The 25625-nt window shown below is 72.3% G+C and carries 27 protein-coding genes and 5 tRNA genes; 22 read left to right on the top strand and 10 right to left on the bottom strand.

The features are described 5' to 3' along the window. Positions 1 to 277: 277 nt before the first annotated feature. From ABII15_RS07085 to ABII15_RS07075, 3 genes are all read left to right on the top strand, one after another. Positions 278 to 1471: a glycerophosphodiester phosphodiesterase gene (locus tag ABII15_RS07085; RefSeq protein WP_353941407.1), complete on the top strand. Its 1194-nt coding sequence runs from the start codon at positions 278 to 280 to the stop codon at positions 1469 to 1471. A 74-nt stretch (positions 1472 to 1545) separates the two neighbouring features. Beyond that, the gene (locus ABII15_RS07080; RefSeq protein WP_353941406.1) at positions 1546 to 2073 is read left to right on the top strand and encodes a sigma-70 family RNA polymerase sigma factor; all 528 of its coding nucleotides are present in this window, start codon (positions 1546 to 1548) and stop codon (positions 2071 to 2073) included. A gap of 39 nt (positions 2074 to 2112) precedes the next feature. Further along, positions 2113 to 2613 carry a GNAT family N-acetyltransferase gene (locus ABII15_RS07075; protein ID WP_353941405.1) on the top strand — a complete coding sequence of 167 codons (501 nt, stop codon included), beginning with the start codon at positions 2113 to 2115 and terminating at the stop codon, positions 2611 to 2613. 42 nt (positions 2614 to 2655) lie between these two features. On the opposite strand, the gene ABII15_RS07070 is transcribed toward ABII15_RS07075, so the two are convergent. Together ABII15_RS07070 and ABII15_RS07065 are read right to left on the bottom strand one after the other, a co-directional pair. Continuing rightward, complete coding sequence (locus tag ABII15_RS07070; RefSeq protein ID WP_353941404.1) at positions 2656 to 3129, bottom strand: hypothetical protein; 474 nt, start codon at positions 3127 to 3129, stop codon at positions 2656 to 2658. Next, positions 3110 to 3469: a hypothetical protein gene (locus ABII15_RS07065; protein ID WP_111665730.1), complete on the bottom strand. Its 360-nt coding sequence runs from the start codon at positions 3467 to 3469 to the stop codon at positions 3110 to 3112. Before ABII15_RS07065 ends, ABII15_RS07070 begins: the two co-directional genes overlap by 20 nt. Before the next feature lie 71 nt (positions 3470 to 3540). On the opposite strand from ABII15_RS07065, the gene ABII15_RS07060 reads away from it, so the two are divergent. The 10 genes from ABII15_RS07060 (at position 3541) to ABII15_RS07015 (ending at position 16100) form a co-directional block, all read left to right on the top strand. Next, entirely contained in the window at positions 3541 to 4191 is a 651-nt protein-coding gene (locus ABII15_RS07060) for an HAD-IA family hydrolase (RefSeq protein WP_353941403.1), read from the top strand. A gap of 426 nt (positions 4192 to 4617) precedes the next feature. Beyond that, the gene (locus ABII15_RS07055) at positions 4618 to 5673 is read left to right on the top strand and encodes an ATP-binding cassette domain-containing protein (RefSeq protein ID WP_353946981.1); all 1056 of its coding nucleotides are present in this window, start codon (positions 4618 to 4620) and stop codon (positions 5671 to 5673) included. After that, positions 5670 to 6389 (top strand): methionine ABC transporter permease, encoded by a 720-nt coding sequence (locus ABII15_RS07050; protein ID WP_353941402.1) that lies wholly within the window; start codon positions 5670 to 5672, stop codon positions 6387 to 6389. The genes ABII15_RS07055 and ABII15_RS07050 overlap by 4 nt, the downstream gene beginning before the upstream one ends. A 71-nt stretch (positions 6390 to 6460) precedes the next feature. Next, the gene (locus ABII15_RS07045; RefSeq protein ID WP_353941401.1) at positions 6461 to 7291 is read left to right on the top strand and encodes a MetQ/NlpA family ABC transporter substrate-binding protein; all 831 of its coding nucleotides are present in this window, start codon (positions 6461 to 6463) and stop codon (positions 7289 to 7291) included. Further along, on the top strand, positions 7291 to 8106 hold the full coding sequence (locus ABII15_RS07040) for a MetQ/NlpA family ABC transporter substrate-binding protein (protein WP_353941400.1): 816 nt from the start codon (positions 7291 to 7293) through the stop codon (positions 8104 to 8106). Before ABII15_RS07045 ends, ABII15_RS07040 begins: the two co-directional genes overlap by 1 nt. A 167-nt stretch (positions 8107 to 8273) precedes the next feature. After that, on the top strand, positions 8274 to 8912 hold the full coding sequence (locus tag ABII15_RS07035; RefSeq protein WP_353941399.1) for a GNAT family N-acetyltransferase: 639 nt from the start codon (positions 8274 to 8276) through the stop codon (positions 8910 to 8912). Between the two features lie 176 nt (positions 8913 to 9088). After that, positions 9089 to 10315 (top strand): precorrin-6y C5,15-methyltransferase (decarboxylating) subunit CbiE, encoded by a 1227-nt coding sequence (cbiE, locus tag ABII15_RS07030; protein ID WP_353941398.1) that lies wholly within the window; start codon positions 9089 to 9091, stop codon positions 10313 to 10315. A 354-nt stretch (positions 10316 to 10669) separates the two neighbouring features. Further along, positions 10670 to 13756, top strand: coding sequence for a nicotinate-nucleotide--dimethylbenzimidazole phosphoribosyltransferase (cobT, locus tag ABII15_RS07025; protein WP_353941397.1), 3087 nt, complete (start codon positions 10670 to 10672; stop codon positions 13754 to 13756). A 226-nt stretch (positions 13757 to 13982) separates the two neighbouring features. Next, a complete protein-coding gene (cobA, locus tag ABII15_RS07020) occupies positions 13983 to 15218 on the top strand; it encodes a uroporphyrinogen-III C-methyltransferase (protein ID WP_353941396.1) in 1236 nt (411 codons plus the stop codon). A 54-nt stretch (positions 15219 to 15272) separates the two neighbouring features. Continuing rightward, positions 15273 to 16100, top strand: a complete 828-nt coding sequence (locus ABII15_RS07015; RefSeq protein WP_353941395.1) for an RNA methyltransferase — start codon at positions 15273 to 15275, stop codon at positions 16098 to 16100. Positions 16101 to 16117: 17 nt separating this feature from the next. Here the strand turns inward: ABII15_RS07015 and ABII15_RS07010 are convergent, their stop codons facing one another. Beyond that, positions 16118 to 17416 carry a serine/threonine-protein kinase gene (locus ABII15_RS07010; RefSeq protein WP_353946980.1) on the bottom strand — a complete coding sequence of 433 codons (1299 nt, stop codon included), beginning with the start codon at positions 17414 to 17416 and terminating at the stop codon, positions 16118 to 16120. Between the two features lie 199 nt (positions 17417 to 17615). Between ABII15_RS07010 and ABII15_RS07005 the strand changes: the two genes are divergently transcribed. The 4 genes from ABII15_RS07005 to ABII15_RS06990 all read left to right on the top strand — a co-directional run bounded on the left by ABII15_RS07005 (position 17616) and on the right by ABII15_RS06990 (position 19862). Next, entirely contained in the window at positions 17616 to 17894 is a 279-nt protein-coding gene (locus ABII15_RS07005) for a hypothetical protein (RefSeq protein WP_353941394.1), read from the top strand. A gap of 218 nt (positions 17895 to 18112) precedes the next feature. Beyond that, entirely contained in the window at positions 18113 to 18319 is a 207-nt protein-coding gene (locus ABII15_RS07000) for a hypothetical protein (RefSeq protein WP_353941393.1), read from the top strand. A gap of 232 nt (positions 18320 to 18551) precedes the next feature. Further along, a complete protein-coding gene (locus tag ABII15_RS06995) occupies positions 18552 to 19508 on the top strand; it encodes an aminoglycoside phosphotransferase family protein (protein WP_353941392.1) in 957 nt (318 codons plus the stop codon). A 69-nt stretch (positions 19509 to 19577) separates the two neighbouring features. Then, positions 19578 to 19862 carry a zf-TFIIB domain-containing protein gene (locus ABII15_RS06990; protein WP_353941391.1) on the top strand — a complete coding sequence of 95 codons (285 nt, stop codon included), beginning with the start codon at positions 19578 to 19580 and terminating at the stop codon, positions 19860 to 19862. A gap of 60 nt (positions 19863 to 19922) precedes the next feature. Here the strand turns inward: ABII15_RS06990 and ABII15_RS06985 are convergent. The 5 genes from ABII15_RS06985 to ABII15_RS06965 form a co-directional block, all read right to left on the bottom strand. After that, positions 19923 to 19997 (bottom strand) — tRNA-Val (locus ABII15_RS06985). A 62-nt stretch (positions 19998 to 20059) separates the two neighbouring features. Continuing rightward, positions 20060 to 20131, bottom strand: a tRNA-Val gene (locus ABII15_RS06980). Positions 20132 to 20169: 38 nt separating this feature from the next. Continuing rightward, positions 20170 to 20241, bottom strand: a tRNA-Val gene (locus ABII15_RS06975). Between the two features lies 1 nt (position 20242). After that, positions 20243 to 20316 (bottom strand) — tRNA-Cys (locus ABII15_RS06970). A gap of 37 nt (positions 20317 to 20353) precedes the next feature. Beyond that, positions 20354 to 20426: transfer RNA gene (locus tag ABII15_RS06965), tRNA-Gly, on the bottom strand. 190 nt (positions 20427 to 20616) lie between these two features. On the opposite strand from ABII15_RS06965, the gene ABII15_RS06960 reads away from it, so the two are divergent. The 3 genes from ABII15_RS06960 to ABII15_RS06950 are packed head-to-tail and all read left to right on the top strand — an operon-like array spanning position 20617 to position 23391. Continuing rightward, a complete protein-coding gene (locus tag ABII15_RS06960; protein ID WP_353941390.1) occupies positions 20617 to 21654 on the top strand; it encodes a chorismate-binding protein in 1038 nt (345 codons plus the stop codon). Positions 21655 to 21690: 36 nt separating this feature from the next. Then, complete coding sequence (locus ABII15_RS06955; RefSeq protein WP_353941389.1) at positions 21691 to 22512, top strand: aminodeoxychorismate lyase; 822 nt, start codon at positions 21691 to 21693, stop codon at positions 22510 to 22512. 54 nt (positions 22513 to 22566) lie between these two features. Continuing rightward, complete coding sequence (locus ABII15_RS06950) at positions 22567 to 23391, top strand: GNAT family N-acetyltransferase (RefSeq protein ID WP_353941388.1); 825 nt, start codon at positions 22567 to 22569, stop codon at positions 23389 to 23391. On the opposite strand, the gene ABII15_RS06945 is transcribed toward ABII15_RS06950, so the two are convergent. After that, a complete protein-coding gene (locus ABII15_RS06945; RefSeq protein WP_353941387.1) occupies positions 23392 to 23895 on the bottom strand; it encodes a DsbA family protein in 504 nt (167 codons plus the stop codon). Positions 23896 to 24069: 174 nt separating this feature from the next. Between ABII15_RS06945 and ABII15_RS06940 the strand changes: the two genes are divergently transcribed. Continuing rightward, a complete protein-coding gene (locus ABII15_RS06940) occupies positions 24070 to 24519 on the top strand; it encodes a hypothetical protein (RefSeq protein ID WP_353941386.1) in 450 nt (149 codons plus the stop codon). Between the two features lie 159 nt (positions 24520 to 24678). Beyond that, positions 24679 to 24879 carry a hypothetical protein gene (locus ABII15_RS06935; protein WP_353941385.1) on the top strand — a complete coding sequence of 67 codons (201 nt, stop codon included), beginning with the start codon at positions 24679 to 24681 and terminating at the stop codon, positions 24877 to 24879. Between the two features lie 18 nt (positions 24880 to 24897). On the opposite strand, the gene ABII15_RS06930 is transcribed toward ABII15_RS06935, so the two are convergent. Further along, positions 24898 to 25461 carry a CGNR zinc finger domain-containing protein gene (locus tag ABII15_RS06930; protein WP_353941384.1) on the bottom strand — a complete coding sequence of 188 codons (564 nt, stop codon included), beginning with the start codon at positions 25459 to 25461 and terminating at the stop codon, positions 24898 to 24900. Positions 25462 to 25625: the final 164 nt, after the last annotated feature.

Raw genomic sequence — 25625 nt, 5'->3', positions numbered from 1 at the left:
ACAAGATTTCAGTCTGGGCACGGCCCGGGATCGGCCGTGACGGTCTGCGCAGGTGAGGACGATACTCGCGCCTGCGGCCCGGTCGCACATCGGGTTCACCGACTGGATACGCAGAGTTGACCTGACCGCGCGCACCCCTGGTGCGTAGACGACCCCCAGCAGTCACCTCACCACACCCTCCCGTTCCGCACGAGGTCTCCCGTTCGTCACTCCCGCCCACCTACGATCGGGACCGCTTTGACAGGTGCAAGGCACGACTGGTCGGGAGGAGTGCTTCATGGGGAACGAGAAGTCACAGGCTGCGCGGGAGACCCGGGGAACCACAGGAGTGGGCCGCCGCTCGCTGCTCGGCGCGGCGGTGCTCGGCGCCGGCGCCGCCGCCCTCGCGGCGCCCACCGCGGCGAGCGCGGCGGAGCGCGCGAGTGGTGGGAATCACTCCGGACGCGGCATCAAGGGCCTGCCTGTACCGACCGTCATCGGCCACCGCGGAGCCAGCGGCTACCGCCCCGAGCACACCCTGGGCTCGTACCAGCTGGCGCTCGACATGGGCGCGCACGTCATCGAGGCCGGTGACATCGTCCCGACCAGGGACGGCCACCTCGTATGCCGTCACGAGCCGGAAATCGGCGGCACCACGGACGTCTCGGCGCACCCCGAGTTCGCCTCCCGCAAGACCACCAAGGTCATCGACGGGGTCTCGACGACCGGCTGGTTCACCGAGGACTTCACGCTCGCCGAGCTGAAGACGCTCAGAGCCAAGGAGCGCATCCCCGGCAACCGCCAGCACAACACCCTCTACGACGGCCGCTGGGAGATCCCCACCTTCGAGGAGGTCCTCGCCTGGCGCGCCGAGCAGAGCCGCAAGCGCGGCCGCGAGGTCTGGATCTACCCCGAGACCAAGCACCCCACCTACTTCCGCAAGCTCGGCCTCGGCCTGGAGGAGCGGCTCGCCAGGATCCTGCGCGCCCACGGGCTGCACCGGAAGAACTCGCCGGTCATCCTCCAGTCCTTCGAGCCGACCAGCATCCAGCGCCTGAACAAGCTCGTCGACAACCCGCTGGCCGTCCTGCTCTCCACGGCGAACTCCCGCCCCGCCGACTTCGTCGACACCGGCGACCCGCGCACCGTCGCCGACCTGATCACGCCCAAGGGACTCGCCGAGATCGCCGGGTACGCGAACGGCATCGGCCCCACCCTCGACCTGATCATCCCGAAGGACGCCTCGGGCAAGCTCCTCGCGCCGACCACCCTCGTCAAGGACGCGCACGCCGCGGGCCTCATCCTGCACCCGTACACCATGCGCAACGAGAACACCTTCCTCCCGGCCGACTTCAAGAAGGGGACGGACCCGAACGCGTACGGCGACGCGTTCGGCGCGTTCAAGACGTACTTCGCCACCGGGATCGACGGCATCTTCTCCGACAACTGCGACACCGCCCTCCTCGCCCGCGAGGACTTCGTCAACGGCTGAGCGGCGAGCGCCGGTTGGAGTGATCACGGGCGGACCCGGCAACCGGTCGCCGGGCCCGCCCCGTCCCGTCGTACATGACGTACGACACCCGGGTGCTCGACGCCCTGCGCCCCCTGCTCGCCGCGGAGGCGCACGCCGAACTCCCCGCCGCGGCCGACCGCGACGATCTGGCCGACCTGGAGCAGGACGTCTGGCTGCGCCTGCTGGAACGGCTCGCCGACCAGGGCCCGCCGCCCGACCCGGCCGCCTGGCTCACCCGGACGGTCCACGCCGAGGCCCGCCGTCTGCGCCGCACCGGTCTGCGCGAACACCCCGCCGCCGACGAGCCCGCCGCCGACCCCGGCGAGTCCGACCCGGAGCGCCGCGCGCTCGCCCGGGAGCGGGCGCGGACCCTGCACGCGGCCGTGCGCCGACTGCCCGGACGCTGCCCCCGCCTCATCGGTGCCCTGCTGTCCCCGCTCGACCTCACGTACCGGGAGATCGCGGGCGAGTTGGGTATCTCACAGGGCAGCCTTGGGCCGGAACGTTCCAGATGTCTGGGTTGCCTGCGCAGAATCATGGCCGCCGAGGTTGCGCCGATGGCCCACAGGGGAAAAGGGTGAGGGACACACGGCGGACAGGTGAGCGGGAGGCATGCACACATGGGCATGAGCGTGACCATCTCTGCGGCGACCGAAGCGGATGCCGAACAGATCCTCAAACTGCAGTACCTCTGCTACCAGAGCGAGGCACAGCTCTACGGGGACTACTCGATCGAACCGCTCACGCAGTCCCTGGAATCGGTCCGGGGAGAACTGACGAGCGGCACCGTCCTGGTGGCCCGCCTCGGCGACGAGGTGGTGGCCTCCGTGCGCGGCACCACCGACGCGGACGGCACGGCACACATCGGCAAGCTGATCGTCCACCCGCGGCTGCGCCGCCACGGCCTCGGCGGGCGGCTCCTGGCCGCCATAGAGGCCCAGCTGGCCACGGCGGGCACGGCCAAGCGCTTCGAACTCTTCACGGGCCACCGCAGCGACCACAACCTGCGCCTGTACCGCAGGCACGGCTACGCCCCGGTCACCACGGAGAAGGTCGACGAGCGGCTGACCGTCGTGACGCTGGCGAAGGAGACCGAGGCGCCGAGCCTCACCGGAGTCTGACCGGACGGCCGGGGCCCCGCCCCGGCCGCACCCGCCGGAGTCTCAGGCCTCCGCGGCCTCGGACCCGTGCCGCAGCACGCCCTTGCGCAGCCAGTACATCGCGGTCAGCGGCAGGATCACCGGGATGAAGAGGTAGCCCATCCCGAAGTCCGACCACACGGTCGCGTCCGGGAACGCCGACGGCTCCACCAGCGTCCACACGCCGACGATCAGCACGCCCGCCAGCTCCAGCGCGCAGCAGGCGAACGCGGCCCGCCGGGCCCGGTCCCCGCCGCGCACCAGCGAGTACGTGATGAACCCGTACACGATCCCCGCCACCGCGGACAGCGTGTAGGCGAGCGGCGCCCTGCCGAAGTCCGTGGAGATCTGCACGGCCGAGCGCGACACGGCCCCGACGACCATGACGCCGTAGAGCCACACCAGCAGCATGCCGGGACCGCTGATCAGCCGGCGCCGCCGCTTCGCGGTCGCCTTCTCCGAAGAGGCCGCAGCCACCTCATCCTCCCCAGATGTCATAGAGCCGTACTTCGAGGACGGCGAGCACCACACCGCCCGCCGCGACGGTCACCGACCCCCACCGGGTCCGCTCCGCCAGCGACATGAACCCCGCCGCCGGGACGCACGCGAACGCCCCGATCAGATACGCGACGAAGATCGTCGTGCCCTGGTCCGGCTTCTCGCCGCGGGCCAGCTGCACGATCCCGACCACCAGCTGCACCAGCGCCAGCACCGACACCACGGCCATGCCGATGAAGTGCCAGTCCTTGGTCGGCTGGTCGCGAGAGGCGGCGAAGCCGCACCAGGCCGCGAGCGCGAGCGCGGCGAGACCCGTCACCAGGGTCAGGGCATCAAGCATGGCCGAGAGCCTATTACGGCCGAAATGACCCGCCGCCCGCGCCCCCGGCCCACCGCCCGTACGCTCGACGTATGAAGATCACCGCGGACGCCCTCCTCTTCGACAACGACGGAACCCTCGTCTCCTCGCTGGAGTCCGTGTACCGCTGCTGGACCCGGTGGGCGCAGGAGTACGGGATCACCGCCGAGCAGTTCGCGGCCATCGAGCTGCACGGCCGCCCCGCCGCCGAGATCGTCGCCGACCTGCTGCCCGGCGAGCGGGTCCTGGAGGCCGTCGCCCGGATCGAGGAGCTGGAGGTCGAGGACGTGCCGAACGGCGGCACGCACCTGCTGCCCGGTGTCCGGAAACTCCTCGACGCGCTGCCCGCGGGCCGCTGGGCCGTCGTCACCTCCGCCACCCGCAGGCTCGCCGCGGCCCGGCTCGCGGCCGTCGGCGTCACCCCGCCGCTGATCGTCGCCGCCGACGACATCACGCGCGGCAAGCCCGACCCGGAGCCCTTCCTGCTCGCCGCCGCGAAACTGGGCGCCGACCCGGCGCGCTGCGTCGTCTTCGAGGACGCCCCCGCCGGACTGGCCGCGGGCCGCGCCGGCGGCATGACGACCGTGGCCTTGACCACAACGCACACGGCCGCCGAACTCGTCGCCGACGTGGTGGTGAAGGACCTGTCGGCCGTGTCAGCACTGGCCACGGAGGCGGGCGTGGAGCTCGTCACCGAGCCCTGAGCGACCCCGGACCGCCATCCACCGCTGTCCGCTATTCGGACAGCGGGGGTGGGGAGCGTCCTCACGTCTGCTTTACTTGCCCGCATGACCACGACGAGCAGCCGCACCCTTGCGACCGAGGCGACCATGACGCCCGGTGCTCGTTGTATGTGTCGAATGTGCGCCTTCTGAGGGCCCCCACCGCCTGATCTCGCGCCCCGAAGCGAGACCCGCGCGCCCTGTTCCGTAGGGAGTGACTCCGCAGGGAGAAACAGTTCGCCTACGTGACCGGGCCTGCCCCGCGCACAGCTTCTCCGTACGGACCCCGCTGCCGGCCCCGTGCCGGCGCGAGAACCTGTCGCGCGCCCGGAAACTTCCCCAGTTCCGAATGAATGCCCCGTGCCCGGCGCCACCCGTGCCGCGCACTCGACAGTGACGGACATCCACGTGATCACCACCCAGGGCCTCACCAAGGTCTACCGCTCGCGCGGCCGCGAGGTCACCGCCCTCGACGGCGTCGATCTGCACGTGCGCGAAGGCGAGGTGTACGGCGTCATCGGCCAGTCCGGCGCCGGCAAGTCCTCGCTGATCCGCTGCGTGAACCTGCTGGAGCGCCCCACCTCCGGCACCGTGACGGTGGCCGGCCAGGACCTCACCGCCCTCGCCGGGCGCGGCCCGCGCGCCGGCAAGGAACTGCGCGAGGCGCGCAGCCGCATCGGCATGGTCTTCCAGCACTTCAACCTGCTGTCCTCGCGCACGGTGCAGGACAACATCGAGCTGCCCCTCGAAATCCTCGGCAAGTCGGGGAAGGAACGTTCCTCCAAGGCGCTGGAGCTCCTCGACCTGGTCGGCCTCGCCGACAAGGCGAAGTCCTACCCGGCGCAGCTCTCCGGCGGTCAGAAGCAGCGCGTCGGCATCGCCCGCGCGCTGGCCGGCGACCCGAAGGTGCTGCTGTCCGACGAGGCCACCAGCGCCCTCGACCCGGAGACCACCCGCTCGATCCTCCAGCTCCTGCGCGACCTCAACCGGCAGCTCGGCCTGACCGTCCTGCTCATCACGCACGAGATGGACGTCGTCAAGACCGTCTGCGACTCCGCCGCCCTGATGGAGCACGGGCGGATCGTCGAGTCCGGCACGGTCGGCGAACTCCTCGCGACCCCGGGCTCCGAACTCGCCGCCGCGCTCTTCCCCGTCAGCGGCGACGCGTCCGGCGCCGACCGCACCGTCATCGACGTCACCTTCCACGGGGAGTCGACGACCCAGCCGGTCATCTCGCAGCTCTCGCGCACGTACAACATCGACATCTCGATCCTGGGCGCCGCGATGGACACCGTCGCCGGCAAGCAGGTCGGCCGCATGCGCATCGAACTGCCCGGCCGCTACGAGGACAACGTCGTCCCCATCGGCTTCCTGCGCGAGCAGGGCCTCCAGGTCGACATCGTCGAGAACCCCGCCCGCGACGAGAACGCGTCCGCTCTGCTGAAGGAAGGTGCGTCCAAGTGACCTGGTCGGAGATGCAGCCGCTGCTGTCCCAGGCGTGTTGGGACACCCTCTACATGGTCGGCTGGTCCACGCTGATCGCCGTCGTCGCCGGTCTGCCGCTCGGCGTCCTGCTCGTCCTCACCGACCGCGGCGGCATGGTGCAGAACGCCGTCGCCAACAAGGTCATCGGGCAGGTCGTCAACATCGTCCGCTCGATGCCCTTCCTGATCCTCATGGTCGCCCTGATGGGCTTCACCCGCTGGATCGTCGGCACCACCATCGGCCGCGAGGCCGCCATCGTGCCGCTCGCCATCGGTGCCGTCCCCTTCTTCGCGCGGCTCGTCGAGACGTCCGTGCGTGAGGTCGACGGCGGGCTCGTCGAGGCCGTGCAGTCGATGGGCGGCAACACCTGGACGGTCGTCCGCAAGGTCCTCGTACCCGAGTCGCTGCCGTCGCTGATCTCCGCGACCACCACGACGATCATCGCGATCATCGGCTACTCCGCGATGGCCGGCACGGTCGGCGCGGGCGGCCTCGGCGACCTCGCCATCCGCTACGGCTACCAGCGCTTCGAGACGTCCATGATGTGGATCATCGTGGCCATCCTCGCGGTCGCCATCGCCGTCATCCAGTTCGCCGGCGACAGCGGCGCCCGGGTCCTGCACCGCCGCGCGGGCAAGGGCGGCGAACCGCTCCGCTTCCGGGCCTTCTTCAAGTCGCCCGCCACCAGCGCCTGACCGGCGCCCCGAGATTTCCCGACTCCCCGCCCACCCGGCGGGTTGCACCACCATGGAGAAAGGCACTTTTCGTGCGTAACACCACCAAGATCACCGCAGCTGTCCTCGCCGCCGGCGCCCTCACCCTGGGCCTGACCGCCTGCGGCTCCGACAAGGGCGACACGAAGGCCAAGGCGTCCGACCCGCTGGTCGTCGCCGCGACTCCCGTCCCGCACGCCGAGGTTCTGAACTACATCAAGAAGAACCTCGCGAAGAAGGCCGGCCTCAACCTCGAGGTCAAGGAGTTCACGGACTACGTCCAGCCGAACAACGCCACCGAGGACGGCTCGGTCGACGCCAACTACTTCCAGACCGTGCCGTACCTCGAGGACTTCAACAAGAAGAACGGCACGCACCTGAAGTCGGTCGCCACCGTCCACCTGGAGCCGCTCGGCCTCTACTCCAAGAAGGCCACGAAGGTCGACGGCATCAAGAAGGGCGGCACCATCGCCGTCCCGAACGACGCCGACAACGAGAGCCGCGCCCTGCGCTTCCTCGCCGCCAACGGGCTCATCACCCTCAAGAGCGGCTCCGAGGCCACGGCCACCCCGCAGGACATCGCGAAGAACCCGAAGGACCTGACGTTCAAGGAGGTCGAGGCGGCCCAGACCCCGCGCTCCCTCCAGGACGTCGACGCCGCGGTGATCAACGGCAACTACGCCATCGGTGCCGACCTCAGCCCGGCCAAGGACGCCCTCGTCCTGGAGTCGGCGAAGAACAACAAGTACAACAACGTCCTCGCGGTCAAGGAGGGCAACGAGGACGACCCGCGCGTCAAGAAGCTCGCCAAGCTCCTCACCTCGCCCGAGGTCAAGAAGTTCATCGAGGACAAGTACAAGGGCTCGGTGCTCCCCTCCTTCTGATGCGTACGCACACGATTCCCGCCGCCGTGATCGCCGGGGCACTCGCCCTCGGCGTCACGGCCTGCGGAAGCGGCAAGGACGGCGGCGACGCGAGCGGCACGCTGGTCGTCGGGGCCACCCCGACCCCGGCCGGCGAGGTCCTCGCGTACGTCAAGGACCACCTGGCGGAGAAGGCCGGACTCGACCTGGAGATCAAGGAGTTCACGGACTACGTCCTGCCGGACACCGCCCTCCAGGACGGCACCCTCGACGCCAACCTGTACCAGCACAAGCCCTACTTGGAGGACTTCAACAAGTCCAAGGGCACCACCCTGAGCGCGGTCACCGACGTGTACCTGCCGCCCATGGGCGTCTACTCCGAGAAGGTCGACGACGTCACGAAGCTCGCCCGGGGCGCGACCGTGGCGCTGCCGAACGACACCACCAACGAAGGCCGGGCGCTCGAACTCCTCGCCTCCAAGGGGGTGATCGGGCTCAAGAAGGGCGCGGGCGCGAACGCCAGTCCCCAGGACATCGCGAAGAACCCGAAGGGCCTGACCTTCAAGGAGCTCGAACCGGCCCAGCTGCCGCGCTCGTTGAGCGACGTCGACGCGGCCGTCATCAACAACAACTACGCGCTCGACGCGGACCTGAGCCCCCGGAAGGACGCCATCCTCCTGGAATCGGTGAAGGACAACCCGTACAACAACATCCTCGCCGTCAAGAAGGGCGACGAGGACGACCCGCGCGTCAAGAAGCTCGCCGCACTGCTCACCTCGCCCGAGGTGAAGAAGTTCATCGAGGACACGTACAAGGGCTCGGTGCTTCCGGCCTGAGGCAACGCGCGGGCCGTACGACCCGCAGGCACACCCTCCACGGGGGCCGTTCCCGGCAACAGGGGCGGCCCCCATGTGCAGTTACGTGCCTGCATGCTGCATGCTGGGCACTTCACCCCGGCCGACACGAGGGACGACAGGCGGCCACGAAGGTTACGGAGCGGCGCATGACGAACACCTTCCCCGAGATCTCCATCAGCACGGAGCGCTTGGTGCTGCGTCCCCTCGACGAGGACGACGTCCCCGCCCTGGCCGAGATGATGAACGACGAACTGGTCGCCGCCTGGACGTCGGTCCCGCAGCCCTTCACCGAGGACGGCGCGCGGAAGTGGATCAGTGAGTACGCCCCGCGCGAGCGCACGGCCGGCACCGGACTCGACCTGGCCGTCACCGAGTTCCTGACCCAGCGCCTGGTCGGCATCATCCAGCTCACCAAGACCAACTGGCACGTCCGCGCCACCGAACTGTCGTACATCGTCGCCCCCTGGGCCCGCGGCGAGGGCTACGCCTCCGAGGCCGCGCTCGCCACCGCCCAGTGGCTCTTCCGCGACCAGGGCATGGAGCGCATCGAACTGCGCACCGCCGCCGACAACACCGCCTCCCAGCAGGTCGCCCAGAAGATCGGCTGCATCAGCGAGGGCGTGCTGCGGGGCGCCTGCATAGCGCGTACCCGCACCGAGGACGGCACCTGGGCCGACGTCCGTACCGACTTCATCGTGTGGAGCCTGCTCCCCGAGGACATCGAGGGCGTCACCGAGCAGCTCGCCGAGGCCGGCGGTTTCACCGCGTTCTCCGACTGGAACTGACCCGGCCGGGAAGCGGTCCCTGAGGGAGGCTCCCGACGGGGAAGCGGCCCGGACCGGAACCTGCCCACAGGCAGCGGCCAGACCCAGCAGGTACGCTCACGGTGCTCCGCCCGGCCCTGCCCATCGGCGGCTCCCTCTCGCGTACGCATCCGCACCCTTCCTGGAGACTGACAACGATGGCCGACCGGGTCACGGTGATCGGCTGGGACGGCTCGCCCCTGACCGCGGCAGCCCGTTCCGCACTCGGCGCGGCCACCCTCGTGGCCGGCGCCGCCCACCACCTGGCGCTGCCCGAAGTGCCCGCACGCGCCGAGCGCATCCGCCTCGGCAGCGTCTCCCTCGCCGCCCGCCGGATCGCGGGGCACCGCGGCACCGCCGTCGTCCTCGCCGACGGCGACCCCGGCTTCTTCGGCGTCGTGCGCACCCTGCGCGCCCCCGAGTACGGCCTGGAGGTGGAGGTCGTCCCCGCCGTCTCCTCCGTCGCCCAGGCCTTCGCCCGCGCCGGGATGCCCTGGGACGACGCCCAGGTGGTCGTCGCCCACCGCCGCACCCTGCGCCGGGCGGTGAACGTGTGCCGGGCCCACACCAAGGTGGCGGTCCTCACCTCGCCCGGCGCCGGACCCGCCGAACTCGGCCTGCTCCTCGACGGCGTCCACCGCACCTTCGTCATCTGCGAGGAACTGGGCACCGACCGCGAACAGGTCACCGTCGTCACCTCGGACAAGGCCGCCGACCACACCTGGCGCGACCCCAACGTGGTCATCGTCGTCGGCGGCACGGTCACCGGCCCCTCCCCGGAGAACGGCGGCTGGCTCGCCGGCGGCGATTCACGGGACGCGGCCGCCGCCCCGCGCGGCTGGGCCCTGCCCGCCGCCGAGTACGACGGCCCCTCCGGCGAGGGCGAGACCGAACAACTGCGCGCGGCCCAACTCGCCCGCCTCGGGCCCAGGACCGGCGATCTGGTGTGGGACATCGGCTGCGGCAGCGGCGCGTTCACCGCGGAGGCCGCCCGGTTCGGCGCCGCCGTCATCGCCGTGGACCGCGACGCGGACGCCTGCGCCCGCGCCCAGGCGGCCGTGCGCCGCTTCAACGTCCAGGCGCAGATCGTGCACGGCACCGCCCCGCACGCCCTGGAGGACCTGCCCGAGCCCGACGTCGTCCGGGTCGGCGGCGGGGGAGCGGCGGTCGTCGCCGCGGTCGCCGACCGCCGCCCCGCGCGGATCGTCGCCCACGCGGCGACACGCGACCAGGCCGAACTCATCGGCAGGGATCTGACGGAGCACGGATACGACGTCGAGTGCGCCCTCCTGCAATCCGTCGAACTGGACACTCGTGTCTGGACCGAGAAGGAGCGGACTGTGGGATTCCTCCTGTCCGGACGCCTCCCGGACCGCCACCCGTGACCCTGACGGCCCAGGACGCGCTGTAGGCTGGCCGATCGTTGTACCGCACCGCTGCGTCCGACAATTCGTCGGTCAATGTCCGGAAAACGCGCCAGCTTTGGGGCGTGCTGTGGTACGGCGCCGACCGGAGGACGCGCAACGTGGCGCAGTCCACAGAAGGCCATGGGTGATCTACGTTCCGTGGCCGCGGTCCGACCGGGACAATGCCTGTTGTCCGGGGCGGTTCGTGCCGCGCGGCGCGCACGCTCGTTCACCATGACGGGCGGTTGACGCACCGCTCCGGTCAAGGGGGTTGCTCACCGGGCACGGGCCCGGGGCGGCCGGCAAGTTCTCATCGATGGGCGAGGGGTAGGCATGACCGACACCGGTCAGGTTCCGGGCGAGGGGCTGCCGGAGAACGCAGGCGCGGTGGAGCAGCCGGGCGTTCCCGCCCCGGGTGCTTACACCTACCTCGATCCCGCCGAGGCCACTTCCGAGGACGACGAACTCCTCCTGATGCCCGGCTCCCAGGGCGCCTGGGGACAGCCGTACGACGCCCAGGTCCCGGCCCCCGCGCCGCAGCAGGGGTACGCCGCGGCGCCCGCCCCGCAGGCGCACGAGCCGGGCCCGCACGAGATGGCCGGCCGCGACAGCGGTCACCACGACATGGGCGGCATGCACCTCCAGAACCAGCCGGCCGCCGCCGGTGCCGTGAACCAGGGCCCCGCCCGCCGTCCGCTGCACATGGGCCCGCCCATGCCCGAGACCGGCGGCACCGTGCGCTCGCTCGCCGACCGCGGCCCCGCGCAGCAGGCCCCGTCCGGCCCGATGCCCGTACGCCAGGCGGGTCCGCCCACCACGGGCCCCGAGTACCTCGACATCCCGCCGCAGGGCGCCGCGCCGTGGGAGCCCGCGGACGCGCAGCCGCAGCCGGGGTTCGAAATGCCGCAGATCCCCGCAGAAACGGTCGTTCCGGAGGCCTACGCCGTCCCGCAGGATCCGGCCGCCGCGGCGCAGTTCGCGCCGGTCCCGGAGCCCGCCCCGGTCGGCGCCCACGCGGGCCAGGCCGAGCAGCCCGGCCACCCCGACCCGTACGGCACGCCGCAGGAGACCGGGCAGCAGCCGCTCGGCCAGTTCGTGCCCGTCGAGGGCTCCGTGCCCACGACGCCGCACCTGGCCCCGACGCCGCCGCACGCCATGACGGTCCCGCCGATGCCGGAGCCCGTCGCCGAGCCCGCGCCCGAGCAGGCCGCCGCCCAGCCCGAGCAGATCACCCAGCCCGAGCCGGCCGCCCCGGTCGAGCAGCTTCCGCAGCCGGTCGAGCCGGTGGCGCAGCAGGAGCCGCTGGAGCCGGTCGCCGAGCAGCCGCAGCAGCCCGCCCCCGAGCCGGTGGCCGCGCCGGAGCCCGAGCCGGAGCCGCAGCCCGAGGCGCCGATCGCGCTGGGTCCCGTAGCCGCCGAGCCGCTCCAGCAGCCGCAGCCGGTCCAGCAGCCCGAGGCCGAGGAGCAGCCGCCCGCCGAGGCGCCGGTCGCCCCGCAGGCGGCCGAGGAGCAGCCCGAGCCCGACGAGCGGCCCGAGCCGGTCATGGCGCAGGCGCCCGTCGCCGAGGAGGAGCCGGAGCTGATCGAGGTCGCCCCGGAGCCGGTCCAGGACGTCCAGCCCGCCCAGGACGCGCAGCCCGCGCCGGAGACGGAGCCCGTGCCGGAGGCGGTGGAGCCGGAGTTCGTCGGCCCCGCGGCCCCCGGCTACGACGACGCCGAGCGCGAGGCCGTCCTGCGCGTGATGCGCGAGCGCCGCGACATCCGCAACGGCTTCCGCGGCGACCCCATCCCGCACGAGGTGCTGCTCCGCGTCCTGGAGGCGGCCCACACGGCGCCGTCCGTCGGCCACTCCCAGCCCTGGGACTTCGTCGTCATCCGCTCCGCCGAGACCCGGCGCACGATGCACGAACTGGCCATGCGGCAGAAGGACGCGTACGCGAAGTCCCTGCCCAAGGGCCGCGCGAAGCAGTTCAAGGAACTGAAGATCGAGGCCATCCTCGACACCCCGGTGAACATCGTCGTCACCGCCGACCCGACCCGCGGCGGCCGCCACACCCTCGGCCGCCACACCCAGCCGCAGATGGCGCCGTACTCCTCCGCGCTCGCGGTCGAGAACCTGTGGCTCGCCGCGCGCGCCGAGGGCCTGGGCGTCGGCTGGGTCTCGTTCTTCGACGAGCGCGAGATGGTCCGCACGCTCGGCCTGCCCGACCACCTCGAAGTCGTCGCCTACCTCTGCGTCGGCTACGTCGACGAGTTCCCTGAGGAGCCCGAGCTGATGCAGGCGGGCTGGTCCAAGCGCCGCCCGCTGTCCTGGGTCGTCCACGAGGAGACGTACGGGCGTCGGGCCCTGCCCGGCGAGGACCCGCACGACCTGCTCGCCGAGACCGTCTCCAACATCCGCCCGCTGGACGCCAAGGCGCTCGGCGAGGCCTGGGAGCGGCAGAAGCGCATGACGAAGCCCGCCGGGGCGCTCGGCATGCTGGAGATCATCTCCGCGCAGCTGTCCGGCCTGTCCCGGATGTGCCCGCCGCCGATCCCGGAGCCCGCGGCCGTCGCGATCTTCGCGGGCGACCACGGAGTGCACGCCCAGGGCGTCACCCCCTGGCCGCAGGAGGTGACCGGCCAGATGGTCGCGAACTTCCTGGGCGGCGGCGCGGTCTGCAACGCGTTCGCGAACCAGGTCGGCGCCGAGGTCTGCGTCATCGACGTCGGCGTCGCCAGCGAACTCCCGGCCACGCCCGGCCTGTTGCCCCGCAAGGTGCGGGCCGGCACCGCCGACATGACGACCGGTCCCGCCCTGACCCGCGAAGAGGTCAAGGCGGCCATCGAGGTCGGCATCGAGACCGCCCGCGACCTGGTCGCGGCGGGCAACAAGGCGCTGCTCACCGGCGAGATGGGCATCGCGAACACGACGGCGTCGGCCGCGCTGATCTCGGTCTACACCGAGGTCGACCCGGCCGAGGTCACCGGCCGCGGCACCGGCATCAACGACGAGACGCACGCCCGCAAGATCGAGGTCGTGCGCCGCGCCCTCGACGTGCACCGGCCCGACCCGGCGGACCCGATCGGCGTCCTCGCGGCGGTCGGCGGCCTGGAGCACGCGGCGATGGTCGGCCTGCTCCTGGGCGGCGCCTCGCTGCGTACGCCGGTCATCCTCGACGGCGTCAGCGCCGGCGCGGCCGCCCTGGTCGCCCGCGCCATCGCGCCCGAGGTCCTCGCCGCCTGCATCGCGGGCCACCGCAGCGCCGAGCCCGGCCACGTGGCGGCCCTGAACAAGCTGGGCCTGCGCCCCCTGGTCGACCTCGACCTCCGCCTCGGCGAGGGCACCGGCGCCCTCCTGGCCCTGCCGATCGTGCAGAGCGCGGCGCGGGCGATGCACGAGGTGGCGACGTTCGACTCGGCAGGCGTCACGGAAAAGTAGCCCCGCCCGCCGGAACGCCTGCCCACGCCCCCCCCGGCTGTGGGCAGGCGTTCCGCCTGGGGCCCCCACGCCCTTAAGGCAGTGGGGGATGGATAAGGGTGGGCACAGCGCCACGGCCCCGGTGACTGTTCCAGCGACCCCGGCATAAGCTGACCCCCAAGAACCTGCACGTCACAGGGCTCCAAAGTCGCAGCCCACCGAGCCCGCCGCCCAGGAGCCGCACGACATGCCGTCCCCCCAGCACCCCGCATACCCCGTCGGCCTCCGCCTGACGAACCGCAGGACGATAGTGATCGGCGGCGGCCAGGTCGCCCAGCGCCGGCTCCCCGCGCTGATAGCGGCAGGCGCGGACATCACCCTCATCTCCCCGTCGGCCACCCCCTCGGTCGAGGCCATGGCGGACGCGGGCGAGATCACGTGGACCCGCCGCCGCTACGAGGAGGGCGACCTGACCGGTGCCTGGTACGTCCTCGTCGCCACCGCCGACCGCACCGCGAACGACCTGGCCTCGGCCGAAGCGGAGCGCAACCGCACCTGGTGCGTCCGCTCCGACGACGCCGAGGCCGCGACCGCCTGGACCCCGGCCACCGGCCGCACCGAGGGCGTGACCGTCGCGGTGCTGTCCGCCGAGGCCGCCGACCGCGACCCGCGCCGCACGGCGGCGATACGCGACGCGCTGGTCGAGGCCCTGCGCGACGGCACGGTCAGCGCGGAGCGCACCCGCACCCCGGGCGTCGCCCTGGTCGGCGGCGGCCCCGGCGACCCCGACCTGATCACCGTCCGCGGCCGCCGCCTGCTCGCCGAGGCCGACGTCGTCATCGCCGACCGGCTCGGCCCGCGCGACCTGCTCGACGAGCTCCCGCCGCACGTCGAGGTGATCGACGCGGCCAAGATCCCGTACGGCCGTCAGATGGTCCAGGAGGCCATCAACCAGGCCCTGATCGACCACGCCAAGCAGGGCAAGGCCGTCGTCCGCCTCAAGGGCGGCGACCCCTACGTCTTCGGCCGCGGCATGGAGGAGGCCCAGGCGCTCGCCGCCGAGGGCATTCCGGTCACCGTCGTCCCCGGCATCTCCAGCTCGATCTCGGTGCCCGGCGCGGCCGGTATCCCGGTCACCCACCGCGGCGTCGCCCACGAGTTCACCGTGGTCAGCGGCCATGTGGCCCCCGACGACGAGCGCTCCCTCGTCGACTGGTCGGCGATGGCCCGGCTGACCGGCACCCTCGTGATCCTCATGGGCGTCGACAAGATAGGGAAGATCGCCGAGGCCCTGATCGCGCACGGAAAGCCGGCCGACACCCCCGTCGCCCTCGTCCAGGAGGGCACCACGGCCGCCCAGCGCCGCGTCGACGCGACGCTCGCCACGGTCGGCGAGAAGGCGGTCGCGGAGGGCGTGAAGCCCCCGGCGGTCATCGTCGTCGGCCCGGTGGTCCACGAGAACCCCACGCGTAACCAGCGGTAACAAGAGCCGTACTCAACCGTTGGCACCACAACCAGAACAAGGCAGTATCGATCCGTGGCTGAACCCAAAGGTCTCATCACCATCGAGGACCCCGACGACCCGCGCCTGCGCGACTACACGGGCCTGACCGACGTGGAACTGCGCCGCAAGCGCGAACCGGCCGAGGGCCTGTTCATCGCCGAGGGCGAGAAGGTCATCCGCCGCGCCAAGCAGGCCGGCTACGAGATGCGCTCGATGCTGCTCTCCGCCAAGTGGGTCGACGTCATGCGCGACGTCATCGACGAGGTCCCGGCCCCGGTCTACGCGGTCGCTCCCGACCTCGCCGAACAGGTCACCGGCTACCACGTGCATCGCGGCGCCCTCGCCTCCATGCAGCGCAAGCCGCTGCCCACGGCCGAGGACCTGCTCACCACGGCGCGCCGCGTCGTGATCATGGAGTCGGTGAACGACCACACCAACATCGGCGCGATCTTCCGCTCGGCGGCGGCGCTGGGCATGGACGCCGTCCTGCTCTCCCCGGACTGCGCGGACCCGCTCTACCGCCGCTCGGTGAAGGTCTCCATGGGCGCGGTCTTCTCGGTGCCGTACGCCCGCCTGGAGACCTGGCCGAAGTCGCTGATGTCGGTCCGCGAGGCGGGCTTCAGCCTGCTGGCGCTCACCCCGGCCGAGCGGGCGAAGTCCCTGGACGAGGTGGCCCCGCACCGGATGGACCGGGTGGCCCTGATGCTCGGCGCCGAAGGCGACGGCCTGACGACCAAGGCGCTCATGGCCGCCGACGAATGGGTCCGCATCCCGATGGCCCACGGCGTGGACTCGCTGAACGTCGGAGCGGCGGCCGCGGTCGCCTTCTACGCGGTGGCGACCGGCCGCCCCGAACTGTGACCCGCTGACCCGGGCGCTCAGCCCTCCCGGCCGTCGGCGGCCGGCGTCCGCGGCTGAGCCTGCGTCGCACTCGTGTGCGGTACGTCGAGGTCGCCGAGCCCGCGCGACGGCCCCTGGCAGCCCTGCATGGCCGCGATGGCCAGCGCCACCAGCAGCGTCACGACCACGAACACGAAGAGCCGCTGGCCGAGCAGCCGCGGATTCGCGGGCCGCAGCCGCTTGCCCGTCCCCGTCCCGTTCGTCCGCGGCGCCGGGCGTCCCGCGCCACTGCGCGGCGCCGGCCTGCTGCCCGAGCGGGACGTGCTGTTGCGCGAGCCGCCGCCGGTCCGGCCGTTGCTGGGCCGGGACGAGGCCGTGCCCGACTGGGTACGCCGCTGCGTGCGCTGCTGCTCGTGCTGCTCCTGCGTGTCGTACGGGTTGGCGAGCCGCCCGGTCGGCCGGTCCTGCTCCGCCATCCGCTGCGCCGGCGGCCGCGCCTCCCCGAGCCCCTGGGCCTCGCGGGCCGCGATCTCCTTGAGCCGCAGCGACAGTTGCAGCGTGCTGGGCCGCTCCTCGGGATCCTTGGCCAGGCACGCGCGCAGCAGCGGCGCCAGCGCGTCCGGCACCCCGTGCAGCTGCGCCTCCTCGTGCACCACGCGGTAGAGCATGACCTCGGAACTGCCGTGCCCGAACGGCGAGTCGCCCATCGCCGAGTAGGCGAGCGTGGCGCCGAGGGCGAACACGTCGGTGGCCGGGGTGACGGCCGCCCCGCGCACCTGTTCGGGCGCCAGGAAGCCGGGGGAGCCGACCGCGGTCCCCACGTGCGTCAGCGTCGAGGCGCCGGTCGCCCACGCGATACCGAAGTCGATGATCCGCGGCCCCTTCGGGGACAGCAGGATGTTGGACGGCTTGAGGTCCCGGTGGACGACGCCCGCCTCGTGCACGGCGACGAGCCCCTCCGACAGCGCGGCACCCACGGCGGCGACGTCGGCCGCGGCCAACGGACCCTCCTCCGCCACCTTGTCGTGCAGCGAGGGGCCGGGCACGTACTGCGTGGCGAACCACGGACGGTCGGCCTCCAGATCGGCGGCCACCAGGCGCGCCGTGCACCCGCCCCGGATCCTCCGTGCGGCGGACACCTCGCGCGCGAACCGCGACCGGAACTCCTGATCCTCCGCCAGATCCGGCCTGATCACCTTGAGCGCGACCCGCTGGCCCCGGCGGTCGGAACCGAGATAGACCACGCCCATCCCACCGGCCCCGAGCCGTCTGTGAAGCCTGAACGAGCCGACGACGCGCGGGTCCTCGCGCCTCAGGCGCATCATCGCCATGTTCATCCCCGCTGCTGCCCGGTCCGTCTGACGAGCCACAGCTTACGTTTCCGCGCCCGGCTGCGCGCAGAGGCCGCGCCCTCACGGCAGATTCGATTGTCAGTGCCGGGTGGGAGAATTGAAAAGTGGTCAGGGAGCGCGGGAGCGGGGCGGATCCATACCGCACGAAATCCCAACCACCCGTCGCAGAAGGGGGATTGGGTCCATGAAGGGTGATCGCGTCGAGATAGTCGTGGACGCCGGTGACACGACACGCACGTACGAGGTGGTGGCGAGCCGCGCCGGGCGGAGAGTGGAGACAGCGGTGCGCAGAGGAGTCGTGGAAGTGAGCGAAGTCACCCGGTCCGGTTCCGTGGTGCGCACCGCGCGCTTCATGGCGACCCGGGTGCTCGCCCTGGTCGAGCAGCCGGTGCCGCGCGAGGAGGCCGCCGAGCGGGAGGCGCGGACGGGCCGTTCCCTGGGGGAAGACCCCGAGACCGCGTAGCTCCGCGGGCCGCCGTCTCCACCCAGGGGAGTACACGAGGCGGATCCGGTCATCCTCCGGGAGGCCCGGCAATCGGTACGAGGGCATGACGCCGGGGATCCGCGTCGACCGTAGATTTGAGGTCAAGCGGCGGGTCCAGCACTCGTCCCCCGAGGTCAGGTGCCCGCCGCTGCCAACCACACAGGACAACTGGATCTCGACCGGGAGAGGACAGGGCCATGGCGGACACGGCATCGCGGACGACTGCGTTCCGTACGCGAATGGGCCGGGCCGGCCTGTTCGGCGGCCCCACCACCGGCCGGCGCCACCCGCTGGTGGCCACGGCCATGGTCCTCCCCCTCGCTGCCCTGCTCGTCGTCGTCTTCGGCGGCTGGGACGCGATGGTCACACAGGCGTCGTCCGTGGGCGTGATGCTGGGGCGCTGAGCGGCGCCTCCAGACCCGGAAGAGCGGTCCGGGCGGGGACATCCGGCCATGAAACCCCGTGGGGACGGGGGTGCGGCGGACGGCACAAATACTGCGCGCAGCTGGGGAGCTGCGCGCAGTATTGCTTTTCCGGACGGCCCGTCCGGTTTTCCGGATCCCGTTCACAGCAGCCACGGGCGGCGCCGGGGCGCCGTAGGCTCGGCGCGACCACGCACCACACCCGAGGGATCCCGTGACCACCTCCACGCCCATCCTTCCCGAGCTGCGCGCCAGGGCCCGGACGGCTGCCCACCCCATCGGCATCGCATGCGTCTGCGGCGCGGCCACGCTCGCGGACCGCCCCGACGGCGCCGTCGTCCGGCACGGCGACACCGTCGCGAAGGCCCACGGGCCCGGCACGGACCCCGCCGACCTCGACCGCCGGCTCGCCGTGGCCGCGCACCCCGCCCTGGCCGGCGTACTCCTGCCGCCGCTGCACCTCACCGCGTCGCTCCTGCACGACCGCCCGGTCACGTTCTGGCCGTACGGCACCCCGGTCGACCCGGACCATCCCGAACGCGCCCCGTGGGAGGCCGTGGGCACCCTGCTCGCCCGCCTCCACACCGTCCCCGAGCACCGGCTGCCGGCCGGCCTGCCCGCGATGCGGGGCCCGCACAAGGCGGCCGCCGCCCTGGCCCGGCTGCGCGCCGCGGCCCCCGGCCACCCGGCCGCCGCACCGATCCTCGCCGCCTGGCGCACCCTGCCGCCCTGGGCGCGCGCCGAGGCCCCGTACGACCACGCTCGCGCGCTCTGCCACGGCGACCTCCACCTCGGCCAGCTCGTCCGCCGTCCGACCGCCCCGGCCGGCTGGCTCCTCATCGACATCGACGACCTCGGACTCGGCGACCCCGCGTGGGACTTGGCCCGCCCCGCCGCCTGGTTCGCCTGCGGCCTGCTGCCCGCCGAGGACTGGGCGCGCTTCCTGTCCGCCTACCAACGCGCGGGCGGCGCGAAGGAACTGAGCGTCGACGACCCCTGGCCCGCCCTGGACGCACCGGCCCGCGCGCTCACCGTGCAGACCGCCGCGCTCGCCGTGGCGAAGGCCACCAGGGCGGAACGGGTGCTCGACGAGGTGGAGGAGGCGGTCGTCGACGCGTGTGCCCGAATGGCATCGGTGCCGCCCCAGTTGGGTCCCGATCCGGCCAAGTAGGGTGCGGGGGACGGAAGCCGGGAAGTGTTCCGGCGAAGCAGCACCGACCGGCGAGGAGTTGAGCCGACCATGCAGTGTCCCAAGTGCCACGCACCGATGCACACCTACAACCGCAATGGCGTCCAGATCGAGCAGTGCAGCGGTTGCCGCGGGATATTCCTGGACTACGGCGAGCTGGAGTCGCTGACCCGCCTGGAGTCCCAGTGGCAGCAGCAGGCCCCGCTGGCCCCGCCCGCCCCACAGGCCTATCCCGCCGCCCCGGCACCGGCCTGGGGCGCTCCGCACCACGGCGGCCACCACGGGCACCACGGCCACCACCAGCGGAGCTTCGGCCGGATGCTCTTCTCCTCCTGAGCACACTGAGCCCTGACCGCACGAAGAAGCCCCCGGCCACGAGGACCGGGGGCTTCTTGCTGGTGCGCGATACTGGGATTGAACCAGTGACCTCTTCCGTGTCAGGGAAGCGCTCTCCCGCTGAGCTAATCGCGCGGGACGGGCCAGACTCTATCAGGCTCCGCGAGGGGTACTGCCGGGTACTGCCAGGTGCTGCGTGCGCGATACTGGGATTGAACCAGTGACCTCTTCCGTGTCAGGGAAGCGCTCTCCCGCTGAGCTAATCGCGCGGGACGGATCAGATACGAACCGGAGTCCGAAGATCCAGTGCGCGATACTGGGATTGAACCAGTGACCTCTTCCGTGTCAGGGAAGCGCTCTCCCGCTGAGCTAATCGCGCATGGAGGTGGAGACGGGATTTGAACCCGTGTAGACGGCTTTGCAGGCCGTTGCCTCGCCTCTCGGCCACTCCACCAGGAGCGTAGGGGTTCGGGAAGATCCCCCACATCCTGAGCGAACGACCGGGTTCGAACCGGCGACCTCAACCTTGGCAAGGTTGCGCTCTACCAACTGAGCTACGTTCGCGTGTCTTTCCGTTTCGCTTCCGCGTCCCGGCGACGTGTTGAACTCTAGCGGATTCCCTGGGGAGGTCCAAAACGCGTTTGCGCAGCGTGCTGCGGTGCGGCCCCGTGGTGATCACCGGTATGACCACCCGACCGACCACCGGACCTCCACCCCAGGTCACCGGCCGGACACCCGCCATAGACTCGAAACCGTGCACGGTTCCCCCTCGCTGTCTCCCCTCGCCCGCTTCGGCGACCTCCTCGCGACCGACCTCCTCGACGTCACCGACGATCCCGCGGCCCTGGACTCGGCCGGTTTCTGGGCGGTCTCCGCGGACTTCGAGGGGCGCCTGGTCTGCGCCCGCTTCGGCGAGGTGCGCAGGGAACCGGTGCCCGCGCCGCGGCCGGGCGCCTGGCGCGGACCCGCCGCGGCGGACTGGGTGTCCTCCCTCGACCACGCCGCGTACACGGCGGGGGTGCGCCGCATACGCGACCACATCGCGGCCGGCGAGGTGTACCAGGCCAATCTCTGCCGCGTGCTGTCCGCGCCGGTGGCGCCGGACGCCGACGTCGACGCCCTCACCGCTCTCCTCGCGCGCGGGAACCCTGCGCCGTACGCGGGCACGATCCGGCTCCCCGGCCAGGGCGTGGAGATCGCGACCGCCTCGCCCGAGCTGTTCCTGCGCCGCCGGGGCCCGGTCGTGGAGTCCGGCCCCATCAAGGGCACCGGCCGCACCGAGGCCGATCTCCTGGAGAAGGACTACGCCGAGAACGTGATGATCGTGGACCTGGTCCGCAACGACCTGGGGATCGTCTGCGCCACGGGCACGGTCTCCGTGCCCGACCTGTGCGCGGTGGAGAAGCACCCGGGCCTCGTCCACCTCGTCTCCACGGTCCGCGGCGAGCTGCGCGAGGGCGCCGGCTGGCCCGAACTGCTCGCGGGCACCTTCCCGCCCGGCTCCGTCACCGGCGCCCCCAAGTCCAGCGCGCTGCGGATCATCGACGCGCTGGAGACGGCACCGCGCGGCCCCTACTGCGGCGGGATCGGCTGGGTCGACGCCGACCGGGGGACCGGGGAACTGGCCGTCGGGATCCGCACGTTCTGGATCGACCGCGCCGCGGGCATGCTGCGCTTCGGCACCGGCGCCGGCATCACCTGGGGCTCCGACCCCGAGGGGGAGTGGCGGGAGACCGAGCTGAAGGCGGCGCGACTGCTCGCGGTAGCGTCGGGCACGTACGCGGACGCATAGTGGCCGGACAGATCCGGGCACAGTGGAGGGACCCCAGTGAAGATCTGGCTCGACGGCCGACTGCAGGACACCGAGGAGGCGCGCGTCTCCGTCTTCGACCACGGGCTCACCGTGGGCGACGGCATCTTCGAGACGGTGAAGTCGGTCGACGGCACACCGTTCGCGCTCACCCGGCACCTCGACCGGCTCACCCGCTCCGCGCGCGGCCTCGGGCTGCCCGAGCCGGACCTCGACGAGGTGCGCCGGGCCTGCGACGCCGTGCTCGCGGCCAACCCGCTGCCGCTGGGCCGGCTGCGGATCACGTACACCGGCGGCCTCTCGCCACTCGGCTCGGACCGCGGAGAGGCGGGCACGACGCTCGTCGTGGCGCTCGGCGAGGCCGCCCGGCGCCCCGACACCACCGCCGTGATCACCGTGCCGTGGACCAGGAACGAGCGGAGCGCTCTCGCGGGCCTGAAGACCACCTCGTACGCGGAGAACGTCGTGGCGCTCGCCCGCGCCCGTGAACTCGGCGCTTCCGAGGCGCTGTTCGCGAACACCGTGGGGCAGCTGTGCGAGGGCACGGGCTCCAATGTGTTCGTCGTCCTCGACGGCGAGATCCACACCCCGCCGGTCGCCTCCGGCTGCCTGGCGGGCATCACACGCGCCCTCGCCGTCGAGTGGACGGGCGCCCGGGAGACCGAGCTGCCGGTGTCGGTGCTCGCCGAGGCCGACGAGGTGTTCCTGACCTCGACGCTGCGCGACATCCAGGCCGTGCACCGGGTCGACGACCGGGAGCTGCCGGGCGCGCCGGGCCCTGTCACCGCCAAGGCGATGCGGGTGTGGGACGAGCGTGCCGCGGACGGCATCGATCCGTGAGCGCCCGGTAAAACGGCTGTCGCTCCGTCGGCGCGGATGGGTACAACACCGGTGATGACCACGACCCTGCGGCCGACCGAGCCGCTTCAGCGCACCGCCGAGGGGAATCGTTCACGCCGCTTCGCGGTGTGCGTGAACAGCCGGCCCGTGGGCACCCTCCACCTCGCCACGCACCCCGCCTTCGGCCCGTCCGTCGCCCAGATCCTCGATCTGCGCATCGACGAACCGGACAGGGGGCGCGGCCGTGCCACCGTCGCCGCGCTGGCCGCCGAGGAAGTGGCCCGCGGCTGGAACTGCCGCCGCGTCGAGGCGACCGTCCCCGCGGACCAGGCGGCTCTGCTGCGGCTCGCCGGCGCGCTCGGCTATGTGGAGCGCAATCGGAACATGGCCAAGCCCCTGCCGCGGCAGCCCCCCGCCCTCCCGCCGGGCAGCACGGGCCGCCGGATGACGGAGGCGGAGTACGGGCCGTGGCTGACCAGTGAGAAGGCGCGCTACGAGCGCACCGTCGTCGAGCGCGGCGCCACCGAGCGCGACGCCCGGGAGAAGTCCGAGCGCGACCACGCGGCGCTGCTCCCCGACGGCATCGGGACCCCGGACGTCCTGATCAGCGTCCTGGAGCACCACGGAGAGACGGTCGGCACGCTGTGGGTGGCCCAGCGCTCCGACGGCGCGTACATCTACGACGTCGAGGTGGCCGCCGACCACCGGGGCCGTGGCCACGGCCGGGCCCTGATGCGGTACGCCGAGGCCGACGCGATCGCCGCGGGCGCCACCCGGATCGGCCTCAACGTCTTCGCGGACAACATCCCGGCCCTGCGGCTGTACGAGTCGCTCGGCTACACGCCGACCCGCCACCACCTCTACAAGCAGCTGCTCTGACTACTCCCCGAGCAGCCCGTCCGCGATCGCCTCGATCTGCGCCCGCAGGCCCGCCTGGTTCTGACTGCCGTCCAGCAGCTTGCCGTCGATCTCGTAGGTCGGGGTGCCCTTCACGCCGATGACCTTGCCCTCGGCCTGGTCGGCGTCGACGATCAGGATGTGCCGGCCGTCGATCAGCGCGGTGTCGAACTCCTCGGCGTCCATGCCGAGTTCACCCGCGACCTCGACGAGGAACGGCTCGCCCTTCGCGGCGAACTCCTCGACCCGGGCGAGCACGGCCTCCACGTACGGCCACCCCTTGCCCTGTACGAACGCCTCCTCGGCGGCCTGCGCCCCGGCGAAGGAGTAAGGGTGCTTGTCGAGCGGGAAGTGCCGCAGCCGGATCTGGAGGCGGTCGCCGTAGCGCTCGCGCAGGGCGCGTACGTCGTCCAGGGCCGTGCGGCAGTCCGGGCACTGGAGCTCGCACCACACGTCGAGGATGGGGGCCGGGTTCGAGGCGTTCATGGGCTCAGTCTCCCAGGCCGGGCGCGGGGGCCCAACCTGAACCTGCGGAGGAGAAGCGACCCGGAGATCTCCCTGAGGTCCGTCCCGGCCGTGGCCCCGGGCCCCGGGGACGGTGCAGGATGGAAGGGGCGAACCGCCCCGATGCGACCGATTGCCCGAGCTCAGGAGGACCGGATGATAGCCGAGACCGTCTGCTCCGCCGTGTCCGTGGCGGGCCTGGGCATCGCCGCGGTCACCGCGTACCGCAAGCGCTTCCTCGCGGCCGCCCGGCTGGCCGCCTACTCCCTCGTACCGCTGGGCCTGGTGATGACCGGCGCGGTGCAGTGGGTGGTGGACACGGCGTTCAGCCCGACCGCGTGGGCCGGGTTCGGCGTGCTCGGCGCTGCCTGGCTGATGTTCATGGGGACCAGGGCCGTCGAGCGCCGCTCGGGCGGTACCCGCAAGGAGCGCAGGGCGGCCGCCAGGGCGGAGCGGCGCGGGGCGGTCGCCCCGGACGCGTCGGCCCCCTCGCTCGGCCCTGCCACCCGCACCGCCCCCGTCGCGCAGCCGAAGCCGACGGCGCGGTCCGGCGCGGCCGACGACTTCAGCGACATCGAGGCGATCCTGAAGAAGCACGGCATCTGAACCACGGCATCTGAACCGCGGTGCCTGAACGCACGTACGACAGGCGTCGCATATTCGTTCAGATGATCGTGTGTGTGGTCACAAGATCCGGCGAACTGCCGGTGATACCGGGCAAGTTGACCCCACGGCGCCCTCGGCCTGCGTCATCATCACGACGAGATGCTGGACACACCGCAGCTGGCCGAACAGCTGAACGCAGAGAAGGACCGGGAGGCCCCGCCACCCGTCCCCGTGACACCGAACCCCGACACACGGCGCGGCTGCCTCTTCGCGCTCTCCCAGCCACCACTGATGATCTTCCTCTCGGTGATCGGCTGTCTGCTCCTGCTGGCCGCGCTGCACGACCTGCTGCTGCTGTGAGCGGCCCCCTGCCCGGGCTCAGCCCGCGGCCTCCTTGCGGCGCGCCCGGTACGCGGCCACGTGCAGCCGGTTCCCGCAGGTGCGGCTGTCGCAGTAGCGGCGCGAGCGGTTGCGGGAGAGATCGACGAACGCGTGCCGGCAGTCCGGAGCGTCACAGCGCCGCAACCGCTCCTGTTCCCCGGCGACCACGAAGAAGGCCAGGGCCATTCCGCAGTCGGCCGCCAGGTGGTCCGCGACGGACGCACCGGGCGCGAAGTAGTGCACGTGCCAGTCGTAGCCGTCGTGGTCGGTCAGGCGCGGAGTGGTGCCGGCGGCGGCGATCAGGTCGTTGATCAGCTCCGCCGCGGCGCGCGGGTCAGGCGCGGCGAAGACGCCGGCGAACCGGTCGCGCACCGTGCGCACCGCGAGGAGGTCACGCTCCGCGATCGTCCCCACGTCGCTGATCTCGTTCTTTCGTACGAAGGCTTCGAGCGCGGTGACATCGGTGAGACGGTCGGCCGTGCCGGCGGCGTCGTCCGGTGCGGTGTTCACCAGATCCACCACGGTGTCGAGGGCACACCGGGTGTCGTGGGTGATCAGCACGATTCGCTCCCTGGCCTGGGGGTCGGGCCTGCGCCCGCCGATGCTGGCCGAGCCTAGCGCCTGTACCTGTCCACGGGGCCCGGAGCGCAGCCGAGCCGCCGCCGCGGGAGCTCCCGCGGCGGCGGCTCGGCCGTCTGCCCTATGCGGTTGTCCTGCTGTGGTGC

Origin of the sequence: Streptomyces sp. HUAS MG91, assembly GCF_040529335.1 — a bacterium.
Taxonomy (GTDB): domain Bacteria; phylum Actinomycetota; class Actinomycetes; order Streptomycetales; family Streptomycetaceae; genus Streptomyces; species Streptomyces tabacisoli.
This window is presented reverse-complemented; position numbering and strand designations above follow the sequence as displayed.